4 protein-coding genes and 1 tRNA gene are annotated in these 14,214 nt (G+C 66.8%); 3 read left to right on the top strand and 2 right to left on the bottom strand.

Annotated elements, in window-relative coordinates; translation table 11 throughout:
• The first annotated feature begins 69 nt into the window (after nt 1-69).
• From KIH81_RS03225 to KIH81_RS03215, 3 genes are all read left to right on the top strand, one after another.
• Nucleotides 70-9,654, top strand: coding sequence for a type I polyketide synthase (locus KIH81_RS03225; protein WP_214304037.1), 9,585 nt, complete (start codon nt 70-72; stop codon nt 9,652-9,654).
• A gap of 442 nt (nt 9,655-10,096) precedes the next feature.
• Nucleotides 10,097-10,615: a holo-ACP synthase gene (locus KIH81_RS03220; protein WP_214304036.1), complete on the top strand. Its 519-nt coding sequence runs from the start codon at nt 10,097-10,099 to the stop codon at nt 10,613-10,615.
• Between the two features lie 319 nt (nt 10,616-10,934).
• On the top strand, nt 10,935-12,863 hold the full coding sequence (locus tag KIH81_RS03215; RefSeq protein ID WP_236029201.1) for an alpha-amylase family protein: 1,929 nt from the start codon (nt 10,935-10,937) through the stop codon (nt 12,861-12,863).
• A 483-nt stretch (nt 12,864-13,346) separates the two neighbouring features.
• Here the strand turns inward: KIH81_RS03215 and KIH81_RS03210 are convergent, their stop codons facing one another.
• Both KIH81_RS03210 and KIH81_RS03205 read right to left on the bottom strand, forming a co-directional pair.
• On the bottom strand, nt 13,347-13,856 hold the full coding sequence (locus tag KIH81_RS03210; protein WP_214304035.1) for an Hsp20/alpha crystallin family protein: 510 nt from the start codon (nt 13,854-13,856) through the stop codon (nt 13,347-13,349).
• A 279-nt stretch (nt 13,857-14,135) separates the two neighbouring features.
• A tRNA-Gly gene (locus KIH81_RS03205) sits at nt 14,136-14,209 on the bottom strand.
• Nucleotides 14,210-14,214: the final 5 nt, after the last annotated feature.

Below are 14,214 nucleotides of genomic sequence, written 5' to 3'. Positions count from 1 at the left end.
GGGAGCCGGAATTAGCCCCACCAAAACCTTCCCAACACGTCAACCAATCCACCAACACAAGGAACACCAATGACCACCTTCTTCCTCAACCGCCTGGCCGCCGAGCCGCACGCGCTCGCCTTCGCCGGACAGTCCACCCCGTGGCCGGTCGCGCTCGCCGACCAGATCACCGATCCCAGCCTCGACAAAGCCCTGCATGCCCACGTCGAGGCCGCAAGCCGTCTGCTCGCCCCCGTGGCCGCCGACCTGCTCGCCACCACCGGTCGCCCGGTGGACCTGTTCGGCTTCACCCCGAACCCAGCCCGCCTCGGCGCCGCGGCCGACACCACCGCCTCCGTGGAAGGCGTGGCCCTGACCCAGCTTGGCGCCCTGCTCGACCTCGAGCACCTGGGATACACGCTCGCCGCGGCCAAGCCGGCCGCCGTGCTCGGCCACTCCCAAGGCGTGCTCGCAGTCCACATGGCCCGTGCCGTCGAAGCCGCCGGCTCCATCGAGGCCGCGGCCCCCACGCTGGACGAGGTCCTGGCCGCCGCCTCGCTGATCGGCGCCGCCGGCACCCGTCGCGTACACGAACTGGGCCTGAGCCCCAAGTACGGTGAGGCCAGCCCGATGCTCTCCGTCAAGGGCGCCACGCTCGCCCAGGTCAAGGCGCTCATCGCCCGCGTGGCCGGCTCGAACCACGCCCGCGGCCCGATCTCCATCGCCGTGACCAACTCGGACAACCACCACGTGCTCTCCGGCTACCCGGAGGATCTGGCCGCCTTCGCCCTCGAAACCGAGCGCGAGCACAAGCATCAGGCCAAGCTGCGCGAGGAGAAGCTGCACGGCGGCACCGTCTTCGACCCCACCCTCGAATACCTCGAAGTCACCCTGCCGTTCCACTCCCCGCTCATGGCCGAGGCCGTGGACCAGACCGTCTCCTGGGCCGCCGCCTGCGGCTTCGACCAGGACCGCACCCGCGCGCTCGCCGAAGAGGTGCTGCTCAACCACGTGGACTGGAACGCCCGCGTCAAGGCCCTGCTTGACCAGGTGGACGAACCGGCCAAGCTGTGGATCGTTGATCTGGGTCCCGGCAACACCCTGGGCAAGCTGGTCGGCAACGTCGTGCAGGGCACCGGCGTGGGCGTGGTGGAGGCCACGACCCTCGCCGAACGCGCCGCACTGTCCACGCTGGAGGGCGAACCCGAACGCACCCAGAACTGGAAGGCCTTCGCCCCGCGCGTGATCGCCACCCCGGCCGGCGACAAGCTCGTCACCAAGTTCTCCCGTCTCACCGGCAAGCCGCCGGTGCTGCTGCCCGGCATGACCCCCACCACCGTGGACCCGGAGATCGTGGCCGCGGCCGCCAATGCCGGCTACTGGGCCGAACTCGCCGGCGGCGGCCAGGTGACCGCCGAGGTGTTCGACCGCCACGTGGCCGCGTTGGAGGAGCAGCTGGAGGAAGGCCGCACGGTCGAATTCAACGCCATGTTCATGGACCGCTACCTGTGGAACCTGCAGTTCGGCTCCTCCCGCATCGTGCCCAAGAAGCGCGCGTCCGGCGCGCCCATCGACGGCGTGGTGGTCTCCGCCGGCATCCCCGAGCTTGACGAGGCCGTCTCCCTCATCAGATCCCTGCAGACGGACGGTCTGCCGTACGTGAGCTTCAAGCCCGGCACCGTGGACCAGATCCGCCAGGTGGTCGCGATCGCCAAGGCCGTGGCCCCCACCGTCATCATGATTCAGGTGGAGGGCGGCGAGGCCGGCGGCCACCACAGCTGGGAGGCCCTGGACGACCTGCTGACCGCCACCTACGCCGACGTGCGCGCCTGCGAGAACCTGGTGCTCGTGGCCGGCGGCGGCATCGGCACCCCCGAACGCGCCGCCGACTACATCTCCGGCCAGTGGGCCCGCGCCTACGGACTGCCGGACATGCCGGTGGACGGCGTGCTCGTGGGCACCGCCGTGATGACCGCCAAGGAGGCGCACACCAGCCCCGAGGTCAAGCAGCTGCTCGTCAAGACGCCCGGCATCCCGGCCGCTTCCGCTGGTGCGGCCGCTTCCGCCGATGACGCCGCCGCCGACCCGTTCGCCCCGCAGGCCGCCCACTGGGTGCCCTCCGGCAAGTCCGTGGGCGGCGTCTCCTCCGGCCTGAGCCACCTGCATGCGGACATCTACGAACTCGAGAACTCCTCCGCCGCCTGCGGCCGCCTGCTCGTGCGCGTCATGAAGCACCCCGAGGAGCTGGAATCCCGCCGCGCCGAAATCATCGAGGCCCTGAACAAGACCGCCAAGCCCTACTTCGGCGACCTCGCCTCCATGACCTACCTCGACTGGGCCAAGCGCTTCGCCGCGCTCGCCTACCCGTGGGCCGACCCCACCTACGCCGACCGCTTCCAGCGCCTGCTCCAGCGCATCGAGGCCCGCGTCAACGCCAAGGACTCCGGCGAGTTCGCCTCCCGACTGTTCGCCGCTTCCGAGGCCTCCGCCGAAAGCGCCGCCGCAGCCGGCCTCCTGACCCGCGACGACATCCTCAACGACCCGGCCCCGGCGCTCGCCAAGCTCGCCGAGGCCTACCCCGAGACCGCCGATCTCACGGTGGTCCCGGCCGACGTGGCCTGGTTCCCGGTGCTCGTGCGCGAATACCCCAAGCCTATGCCGTTCGTGCCGGTCATCGACCACGACCTGCTGCGCTGGTGGGGCCAGGACCAGCTCTGGCAGTCCGAGGACCCGCGCTATTCCGCCGATTCCGTGCGTGCCATCCCCGGCCCGATCTCCGTGGCCGGCATCACCACCGTGGACGAGCCGGTCGCCGACATCCTCGGCCGCTTCGAGCATGCCGCCATCGAGCGCGTCAAGACCGCCGAAACCGAGGAGCCGCAGGCGTTCGCCGCACTCGGCGACGCCGCGAACGCCGAGGACTTCATCCGCAAGTCCCCGAACATCTCCTGGGTGGGCCACATCACCGACAACCCCGCCTACGGCACCGCACTGGGCGACGAGCACTACGAGATCCGCGCGTTCGACGCCGCAGCTGGCAAGTACGACCTTGACATCCATCTCGACACCTACTGGGACAACGACCCGGACGGCGGCTTCTCCAAGCACGCCGTGCGCGACATCGTCATCCCGCTCATCGTGGACGGCACCGAACCCGGCCGCGTGCCGGTCGTGGACCGCGAGCGCCTGATTCCGGACGTCTACGCGATGCTCGCCGCCACCGCCGGCATCGGCAACACCGCCATCACCGGCGACAAGCTCGACGCCATGCCTGAGATCACGCCTGCCGAGGGTCGTGTGTTCGGCGAGGCGCACGCCACCTACACGCTGTCCGCCAACCTCGGCTTCGACCACGAGGCGGCCACCGGCGGCGCCTTGCCCGCCACCCTGCAGCCCAGCCGCATCGCCCCCGACGCGCTGGTCGGCCCCGCCTGGCCCGCGATCTACGCGGCGCTCGGTTCGGTCTCCGTCCATGGATATCCGGTCATCGAAGGCCTGCTCAACGCCGTCCACCTCGACCATCTCATCGAGCTGGAGGTCAGCGAGGAGGACCTCCTCAAGCACACCGGCGAGACCATCGCCCTCACCTCCTGGGCCGAGGACTACTTCGAATCCGCGTCCGGCCGCGTGGTGACCATCCACGTGACCCACACCGCCGCCGACGGCACGCTGCTGGCCCGCGAAACCGAGCGTTTCGCCATCCGCGGCCGCGTCTACTCCGACGCGCTGCCGGCCGACGCCCCCGAATTCGGCGACGCCTTGCACGACGAGATCGAGCCCACGCCGCGTCGTCTGCTGCGCCGCGTGAAGGTCACCGCCCCCGGCGACATGACCGCCTTCGCCCGCACCTCCGGCGACTTCAACCCGATCCACACCTCCACGCGCGGCGCCCGCATCTCCGGCCTCAAGGCACCGCTCGTGCACGGCATGTGGCTGTCCGCCACCGCCCAGCACGCCGTGCAGGCCGCCGACGAGAAGGGCGCCCACTACGAGATCGCCGGCTGGACCTACAACATGTACGGCATGGTCCAGCTCAACGACCAGGTGGAGATCTCCGTGGAGCGCGTGGGCAAGGTTCGTCACGGCGGCATGACCCTCGAGATCACCTGCCGCATCGACGGCCAGCTCGTCTCCCGCGGCACCGCACTGGTCCGCGCCCCGCGCGCCGCCTTCGTGTACCCCGGCCAGGGCATCCAGAAGCAGGGCATGGTCCTGGACGAGCGCGCCAAGTCCGCCGCCGCCCGCGACGTGTGGGAGCGCGCCGACAAGCTGACCCGCTCCAAGCTCGGCTTCTCGATCATCGGCCTCGTGCGCGATAACCCCAAGGAACTCACCGCCAACGGCGTGACCTACCGCCACCCCGAAGGCCTGCTCAACCTGACGCAGTTCACGCAGGTGGCGCTCGCCACCGTGGCCTTCGCCCAGACCGCCCGCCTGCGCGAAGCCGGCGCGGACATCTGGCCCGCCTACTTCGCCGGCCACTCGCTCGGCGAATACAACGCGCTGTCCGCATTCGCCGGCGTGATTCCGCTGGAGACCGTGCTCGAGCTCGTGTTCCACCGCGGCTCGACCATGCACCACCTCATCGACCGCGACGCCCAGGGCCGCTCCAACTACCGCATGGGCGCCCTGCGTCCGAACCAGTTCGGCGTGGACGACGCGCACGTCAAGGAATACGTGGAGTCCGTGGCCGAGAAGAGCGGCGAGTTCCTGCAGATCGTCAACTACAACCTCGCCGGCCAGCAGTACGCCATCGCCGGCACCATCGCGGGCCTCAAGGCCCTGAAGGCCGACGCCGCCCGCCGTGTGGCCGAATACGGCGGCAAACCGGCGTTCATGCTGGTGCCCGGCATCGACGTGCCATTCCACTCCACGCTGCTCAGGAAGGGCGTGCCGGAGTTCCGCGACAAGCTCGACGCGCTGCTGCCGCAGTACATCGACTACCGCGGCCGCCTGGTGGGCCGCTACATCCCGAACCTCGTGGCCGTGCCGTTCGAGATGACCCGCGAATTCGCCGCCAAGATCCTCGACGTGGTGCCCTCCGAACGCATCCGCGAGGCCCTGGAGAACCCGGAGGTGTGGGATTCCTACGCCGCGGACGACCAGAAGCTCGGCCGACTGCTCCTGACCGAACTGCTCTCCTGGCAGTTCGCCTCCCCGGTGCGCTGGATCGAGACCCAGGCGCTGCTCTTCGGCAAGCGCGAGCAGGGCGGCCTCGGCGTCGAGGAATACGTGGAGGTCGGCCTCGGCAACGCGCCGACCCTCGCCAACCTCGGTGCCAAGACCCTGCATCTGCCCGAATTCGCCGGCAGCGACACCGTGGTCTACAACGTGGGCCGCGACGAAGGCCGCGTGTACATGACCGATTCGGACTCCCTCGTGCCCGAGGAAGACGACGATTCGTCGGAGGCCGCGGCACCGGTGGAGACCGCGCCGGCCGGTGGCTCCGCCGTCGCCAAGCTCGGCTCGTCCGCTGCTGCTTCGGCTCCCCTCGCTGAGGGGAGCTCCCGTGCAGCGGGTGAGGGGAGCCCCGTCGCATCGGCTGTTGCCCCGGCTCCCGCCCCTGCCGCCGCTCCCGCCGGCCCGGTCGCCGACCTGCCCTTCAAGGCCTCCGACGCCATCGGCGTGCTCATGGCCTACTCCGCCAAGGTGCGCCTTGACCAGATCGGCAGCAACGACACCACCGACACCCTGACCAACGGCGTCTCCTCGCGCCGCAACCAGCTGCTCATGGACATCAGCTCCGAGCTGGGAGTCGCCAGCGTGGACGGTGCCGCCGAAGCCACACTCGTGCAGCTCGCGCAGATCGTGAACAAGGCCGCCCCGAACTACAAGCCGTTCGGCGCCGTGCTTTCCGAAGCCCTGCGCGACCGTCTGCGTGCGCTCTTCGGTGCCGCCGGCGTCAAGCAGCAGTACATCCGCGACCGCGTGACCAACGTCTGGCAGCTCGGCGAAGGCTGGGTGGCCAGCGTGCTCGCCGCGCTCCTGCTCGACACCCGCGAGGGTTCCAGCTCCCGCGGCGGCGACCTCGCCAAGCTGCCCACCCAGGCCGTGCAGTCCAAGGCCGAGGCGGACAAGCTCATCGACGCCGCCGTCCAGGCCGTCGCCCAGTTGAAGGGCGTCACCGTGGCCCTGCCCACCGCGGGTGGTGCGGCCGGCGGTGCCGTGGTCGACTCCGCCGCGCTCGACGCCTTCGCCGAGAAGGTCACCGGCTCCAACGGCGTGCTCGCCGCCACCGCCCGCTTCGTGCTGGGCGAACTCGGCGTGACCGCTCCGGCCCCCGCCGAGGAGGAGGACGAGAACGCAACCGTGGTGGCCGCCGTCGAGGCCGAGCTCGGCTCCGACTGGCCCAAGCAGGTCGAGCCCCGCTTCGACGCCGACAAGGCCATCCTGTTCGACGACCGCTGGGCCTCCGCCCGCGAGGACCTCGCCCGCGCCTACTACGACAACGATCCGACCGCCCTGAACGGCAGCTTCATCGGCCTTGGCAAGACCATTGCCGACGAAGCGCAGTGGTTCGCCGGCCAGTTCTCGGCCGAGGGCGTTCCCACTTCGGCTCCCCTCGCTGAGGGGAGCTCCCGCGCAGCGGGTGAGGGAAGCGACACCGACGACCTCAAGACCGCCTTCGCCCGCATCGCCTCCGAGGCCCTCGAACCCGCTACCTCCAACCCCGCCGCCTCCCGCTTCGCGAACGACATCGCCATCGTGACCGGCGTGAGCCCGAACTCCATCGCCGCACAGGTGGTCGAAGGTCTGCTCGCGGGCGGCGCCACCGTGGTGGCCACCTCGCACAGCTTCAAGCCGTCCATCAAGGCCTGGGCCAAGCAGGCCTACCGCGAGCACGCCACCGGCGACGCCAGGCTGTGGCTGGTCCCGGCCAACCTCTCCAGCTACCGCGACGTGGATGCGCTGGTCGACTGGGTGGGCCACGAGCAGAAGAAGACCTCCGGCGCCACCACCACCGTGCTCAAGCCCGCCTACGAGCCGACCCTGTTCTTCCCGTTCGCGGCACCGCCGGTGCACGGCACCCTGGCCGACGCCGGCGACCTGTTCGAATCGCAGGCCCGCCTCATGCTGTGGGGCGTGGAACGTGCCATCGCCGGCTTCTCGAAGATCGGTGCGGACACCAACGTACAGCACAAGCTCCACGTGGTGCTGCCCGGCTCCCCGAACCGCGGCGTATTCGGCGGCGACGGCGCCTACGGCGAAGTCAAGAGCGCATTCGGCGCCATCGTCAACCGCGCCCGCGCCGAACGCGACGCCTGGTCCGACCGCGTCACCTTCGCCCACCCGAAGATCGGCTGGGTGCGCGGCACCGGTCTCATGGGCGGCAACGACCCGCTGGTCGACGTGGTGGAGCGTCACGGCATCCACACCTATTCCACCGCCCAGATCGCAGCCAAGCTGCTCGACCTGTGCACCGCGGAATCGCGTGCGGAAGCCGTCAAGCACCCGCTTGACGTGGACCTGACCGGCGGCCTCGGCTCCGAGCCCATCGACATCAAGGCGCTTCGAGCCGAAGCCCAGGCCGATGCCGAGAAGGCCTCCGCCGAGACCACCTCGGCTCCCCTCGCTGAGGGGAGCTCCCGCGCGGCGGGTGAGGGGAGCAGCGAATCCGCCGTCACCCTCAAGGCCCTGCCCACCCCCATCGTCACCAAGCAGGCCGCGGTCGACCTCGCCGACTGGCAGCACGTCACCGCCCGACCGGAGGACGAGATCGTCATCGTCTCCGTCGGCGAGCTGGGCCCGTGGGGTTCCGGCCGCACCCGCGCCGAAGCCGAACTCGGCATCCACTCGGACGGCGAAGTCGACCTGAGCGCCGGCGCCGTGCTCGAACTGGCCTGGAACATGGGCCTGCTGACCTGGCAGGACAGCCCGAAGCCCGGCTGGTACGACGCCGACGGCAACCTGGTGCCCGAGGAGGACATCGCCGAACGCTACCACGACGAGGTCGTGGCCCGCTCCGGCATCCGTCCGTTCGAGACCGGCATGGGCTCCGACTACCAGGACGGCGCCGACGAGGAGGAGGCCGAGGTCTTCCTGGACCACGACGTCACCTTCTCCGTGCCGAACGAGGACGTCGCCCGCGAATACGTCAAGCTGGACGCCAAGCACACGAGCATCGCCCCGGACGCCGAATCCGGCGAATGGAACGTGACCCGTCACGCCGGTTCGATGATCCGCGTGCCGCGCCGCGCCACCATGACCCGCACGGTCGGCGGCCAGTTCCCGACCGGCTTCGACCCGACCCGTTGGGGCATCCCGGCCTCGATGGTGGGCGATGTGGACGAGATCGCGCTGTGGAACATCGTCACCACCGTGGACGCCTACCTCTCCGCCGGATTCACCCCGGCCGAGATCCTGCAGGCCATCCACCCCTCGCTGGTGGCCTCCACGCAGGGCACCGGCTTCGGCGGCATGCGTTCCATGCGCAAGCTCTACCTCGACCGCTTCCTCAACCACGAGATCCCGACCGACATCCTGCAGGAGGCGCTGCCGAACGTGGTGGCCGCACACGTCATGCAGTCGTACATCGGCGGCTACGGCAACATGATCCAGCCCGTCTCCGCCTGCGCCACCGCCGCGGTCTCCCTCGAGGAGGGCGTCGACAAGATCGCCCTGGGCAAGGCCGACTTCGTGGTCACCGGCGCGATCGACGACATCGGCGTGGAATCGGTGATCGGCTTCGGCAACATGAACGCCACCGCCAACTCCGCCGAGATGTACGGCAAGGGCATCGACGCGAGGTTCTTCTCCCGTGCGAACGATCGCAGGCGCGGCGGCTTCCTGGAATCCCAGGGCGGCGGCACGATCCTCGTGACCCGCGGCGACATCGCCCTGAAGCTCGGCCTGCCGGTCGCGGCCGTGGTCGGCTTCATCCACAGCTACGCCGACGGCGCGCACACCTCGATCCCGGCCCCCGGTCTCGGCGCTCTGGCGGCGGGTCTCGGCGGACGCAAGTCGAAGCTTGTGCGTGACCTGGCCGCGCTCGGCGTCACGGCGGACGACATCGCCGTGGTCTCCAAGCACGACACGTCCACCAACGCCAACGACCCGAACGAATCCGAACTGCACAACACGTTGGCCCACGCCATCGGTCGCACCGACGGCAACCCGCTGTTCGTGATCTCGCAGAAGACGCTCACCGGCCACGCCAAGGGCGGTGCCTGCATCTTCCAGGTCAACGGACTGACCCAGCTGTTCAAGTCCGGCGTGATTCCGGCCAACGCGGCCCTTGACTGCGTGGACCCGAAGCTGGAGCGTGACGACCACATGGTCTGGGTCAGGAAGCCCCTGCGCATCGGTGGCGGCGAGGATGCATACGGTCGCGTGACGGCGGGCCGTCCGGTCAAGGCCGGACTCGCCACCTCGCTCGGCTTCGGACACGTGTCCGGCTTCGTGGCGCTGGTGCATCCGGGCGCCTTCGAGGCCGCCGTGGCCAAGGCCGACGGCGAGGCCGCGCTTGCCGAATGGCGTGAGCGCGCCAATGCCCGTCTGGCCGCCGGTCAGCGTCATCTGGAGGAAGGCATGATGGGCCGGGCCGCGCTGTACGAGCCGATCGAGAACCGTCGCTTCCACGACGACCACCGCGGCTACGACCATCACGAGGTCGAAAAGGCGATGCTGTTGGATCCGAACGCCCGTCTCGGCCAGTCTGGCTTCTACGAAGCCTGACAGTCCGATCCGTTCGTTCGGATCCCTTCGCGGGGCACCTGTAGTGTGCCCCGCTCACTTCGCCTACGGGAAGCCCACTGGACTTCCCGCTTCACAGCTCAGCTGAACGCCCGTCTCGGCCAGTCCGGCTTCGACGAAGCCTGATGCATACTCGGCTCCCCTTATCTGAGGGGAGCCGAGTCCATGATGTAGGGATTTTCACATGGTGTGGGGAACCTCCCATGATGTAGGGGCGCGAAATGGCGGAATTCCGCCATTGTTAAGGTTTGCGTCGGCTTTGTATCCCTGCATCATGGGGGAATTCCCATGCATCATGGGCATAATTGGTGCGGGGATCCATGGCGTTGAGGCCTTGAGCCGCGGGGTTTATGGATCAGGGCATACGAAGCGGCGGCTGACGGCCATATTCAGGCAATCGGCCGCATGAATAATTGGAGGATTCATGGGTGTGACCGGGCTGGGCCATGATGTGGTGGACGTCGCAGCGTTTGCCGACCAGTTGACCATGCCCGGTTCGCATATGCGCAACCTGTTCTCCGTGCGCGAGGTGCGACAGGCCTCCGAACGTGCGCGCGTCAAAAACGACGGCGAGACCGTGCATCTGGCCGCCAAATGGGCCGGCAAGGAGGCGTTCCTCAAAGCGTGGTGCGAGGCGCTGGGGGAGCGCCCATACTCATTCACGTTGGATAATTTCCCTTGGCATGAGGTCGAGATCCTCGACGATTCGCGCGGGGTGCCGCATGTGATGCTCGCCGGTAAAGCCGCGCAGGCGTTCCGCGATGTACATGGCGAATCAACGGCCTCCGACTCCCGCAAAAGAGAAGACTCAGTCTTCCAAACTGATTACGCGGGTTCATCCCACGGTGCTTCACTCGTTGCGGATAAATCGCCGTCCATTCATATCTCCCTGAGCCATGACGGTCCCGTCGCATCCGCCGTGGTCATGATTTCCGTCGATTGATAGGTAATCTTCCCTAAATAAGCGACGGTTTTGTATACCAAGATTCGATGGCACCTTATTCTTGGCTCCTCTTGTCAGGGGAGCTATCGAACGAAGTGAGACTGAGGGGTAGTCCATCAGAATTGGGATGATCTTGATGTAACGAAGCCCGCTTCAATCAAATCCGGTTGCACGAAGCCTCATGAATCGGGCCGGCCCCCTTGATTTTTTCGCGTGTGTCGGCGTGCCTCGATTTGCCTATATCGAACCGGTTTGATATGCTATATTCCAACGTCAAACGATTGACGCGGGCGGAATTTAGGCGACGAAGGAGTTCCCGATGGCTCGGAACAATCAGGAGAATGGCAACCAGTCGGCACAGTCGAAGCCGAAGGCAACCAAGGCAACGGCAAAGTCCACGAAATCAGCGGCAACGCGCACCCGCAGCACGGCGTCGCGCCCGGCGGCGGTCAGCCCCGTCTTCAAGGCCAGGCTTGACGCCCATCGTGAGGAACTGGAACAGCTGTTCATGGGCCTGTACAACGACCAGGCCGCCTTCCAGTCGCTCCTCGATGCCATGGCTGCGGCATATGCGGACCGTCCCGCCGACCTCAAGCGTCTCGACAAGGCCCGCGAGGCCGATCCCGAATGGTACAAGCGCGGCGACATGTTCGGCATGACCATGTACACCGACCTCTTCGCCGGCGACCTCAAGAAGCTTGCGGACAAGATTCCGTACCTCAAGGAGCAGAAGCTCACCTACCTGCACCTCATGCCGCTGCTGCAGATGCCGCACCCGAACAACGACGGCGGCTACGCGGTCGAGGACTTCGACAATGTGGATCCCTCGCTCGGCACCAACGAGGATCTGGCCGCGCTCACCAAGAAGCTGCGTCGCGCCGGCATCAGCCTGTGCCTTGATTTCGTGATGAACCACACCGCCTCCACCCATCGTTGGGCCAAAGCCGCCCAGGCCGGCGACCCGGAGTACCAGGACTACTACTTCTGCTACGACGACCGCACCATCCCGGACGAGTACGACGCGCACGTGCCGCAGGTCTTCCCGAACACCGCCCCCGGCAACTTCACGTGGAACGAGCAGATGGGCAAGTGGGTCATGACCCAGTTCTACCCGTTCCAGTGGGACCTCAATTACCGCAACCCCAAGGTCCTCGTCGCCATGATGGGCTCCGTGATGCATCTGGCCAACCTCGGCGTGGAGGTGTTCCGCATCGATGCCGTGCCGTACATCTGGAAGGAGCTCGGCACCAACTGCCGCAACCTGCCCACCGTGCACACCATCGTGCGCATCCTGCGCATCATCCTCGAATGCGTGTGCCCGGCCGTGGTCCTGAAGGGCGAGGTGGTCATGGCCCCCAAGGAGCTCGCCGCCTACTTCGGCACCCCGGAGGCCCCCGAGTGCCACATGCTGTACAACGTCTCCATCATGGTGAACCTGTGGAGCGCGCTGGCCAGTCGTGACGTGCGCCTGCTCAAGGCCCAGATCGACAAGCTCGACGCCCTGCCCGAGAACTGCTGGTTCGTCAACTACCTACGTTGCCACGACGACATCGGCTGGGGCCTGGACGAGGACGTGGAGCGCGCGATCGGCATCGACCCGCTCAAGCACAAGGAATTCCTGTACCACTTCTACGAGGGTGCGGTGCCCGGCAGCTGGTCGATGGGCGAGCTGTACAACTACGACGAGGCCACCCGCGACGCCCGCAGCTGCGGCACCACCGCCTCCCTGACCGGCATCGAGAAGGCGCTCATCACGCACGACAAGCCCCTGCTGGAGACCTCCGTCAAGCGCGACCTGCTCATGCACCAGGCGATGGCCTTCCTGCGTGGCTTCCCGATGCTCAACTGCGGCGACGAGATCGCCCAGCTCAACGGCTGGGATTACAAGGAGGATCCCGACCGCGTGGAGGACAGCCGCAACCTGCACCGCTCCAAGTTCGACTGGGACAAGGCCGCGCTGCGCAAGAAGTCCGGCACGCTCCAGAACGAACTGTGGAAGGGCATGGAAGGCCTGCGCGAGGAGCGTCACGATCCGTGCTTCGCGCCCGATGCCTGGGTGTCCACGTGGGATACGTTCAACGATGCGGTGCTCGCCGTGGTCCGCAAGGTGGAGGGTTCCGTGCTGGTCGGCCTGTTCAACTTCTCCGAACTGGAGCAGCACGCGCACCTCAACGCCAGCGAGGGCATCATCGACTCCCCGGTCGAGGCCGACCTCGCTCCGTACGAGGCGCGGTTCATCCACCTGTGAAATTGAAAGGTTCTGTTAAACCAAGATTGACATGGCCCTTATTTCTTGGCTCCCCTTGATTCATGTCAATCTTGGTTGAACAAAGCCAATTGAAATGCAATGACTTGCCTGCAACCGGCTCCGCGATCAGTTCTTACTGCCTGAATCCCTGACCGATCGCGACCGGCGGCAGGCTCCTGTTCGGCCGCGATGTCCCTGGCCAACAACGACAAAATGCCGGGCAAGGTGTAACACAACACCTTGCCCGGCATTTTCATTTGGCTTTGTTTCCCGCTGCCCGTCAGACTAGTCGGCGTAGAAAACGTAGGACGGACGGCGCGGGAACAGAAGTCCCTTACCTGATACTCCCGTGAGCCGTGTTCATTGCCTCCTCGTTCAGGAGGCCGGCCCGGCGGCGCAAGACCGTCGGACCATCGTGCATAACGCACGGTCTCGGGACATCTGGCGTATTAAGTTATTTTTGCCGCTTGGGAGCGGACCTAATCAGCCCTCAATGGCGATCTGGTGCTTGGCCTCGACCTGCGGCTGAGCCTGCATCTTCGGAACCTGGATGCACAGCGTGCCGTTCTGGTAGCTGGCGTGGATGTCGGATTCCTTCACGTCGTCGCCCACGTAGAAGCTGCGAGAGCAGGAACCCATGTAGCGTTCGCGACGCAGCCACTTGCCGGAATCAGAAGCGCACTCGCACTTCGCGTCCGACGAACCCTGGGCCTCGCCCGACTCAGGGGCCTTGTCCTCATGCTCGCTGCTGCGAGAGGCGGACACGGTCAGGTAGCCGTTGTTGAGCTCGAGCTTGATGTCGTCCTTCTTGAAGCCAGGCATGTCGATGTCGACGTCGTAGCCGTTGGCGGTCTCACGCACATCCGTGTTCATCATGTTCGCCGGCATGGCCGCAGCCACCTGGTTGTCCATGTTGCGCCAACCCTCGAAGAACGGATCGTCGAACAGATCAGAGAACATCGTGTCATTCATCAAAGCCGGAAACATTGCCATAATCGGTACTCCTTGAATAGGAGGGAAGCGGTTTGGCTACCGTCCGCTTCCTGCCTTGCCGCGGGCGGGAAGCGAAGCGGATATCGTGGCCGGTTCCGGAACCCCTTCCGGGGCTCTCACCTTCGCCTTTCACTTCACCCAACTTCCCACGTCCCCAATCATTCCGGTGTTTTACCCACGGTGAAATCCGGGGTGGAATGGGTTTATGTCCCTGAAAGCCTGACTGGCCGAAACTGCCGTGAAACGCAAAGGACCGTTGGAATTCCAACGGTCCTTGAGTGGAGCGGATGACGGGAATCGAACCCGCGTAATCAGTTTGGAAGACTGAGGCTCTACCATTGAGCTACATCCGCGTTAG

The organism is Bifidobacterium miconisargentati (genome assembly GCF_019331675.1).
GTDB classification, from domain to species: Bacteria; Actinomycetota; Actinomycetes; order Actinomycetales; family Bifidobacteriaceae; genus Bifidobacterium; species Bifidobacterium miconisargentati.
The sequence above is the reverse complement of the archived record's forward strand: the minus strand, read 5'-3'. Positions and strand labels throughout refer to the sequence as shown.

Coding starts and splice junctions, on each gene's coding strand:
- KIH81_RS03225 (WP_214304037.1), top strand. CDS start 70: ATGACCACCTTCTTCCTCAACCGCCTGGCCGCCGAGCCGCACGCGCTC.
- KIH81_RS03215 (WP_236029201.1), top strand. CDS start 10,935: ATGGCTCGGAACAATCAGGAGAATGGCAACCAGTCGGCACAGTCGAAG.
- KIH81_RS03220 (WP_214304036.1), top strand. CDS start 10,097: ATGGGTGTGACCGGGCTGGGCCATGATGTGGTGGACGTCGCAGCGTTT.
- KIH81_RS03210 (WP_214304035.1), bottom strand. CDS start 13,856: ATGGCAATGTTTCCGGCTTTGATGAATGACACGATGTTCTCTGATCTG.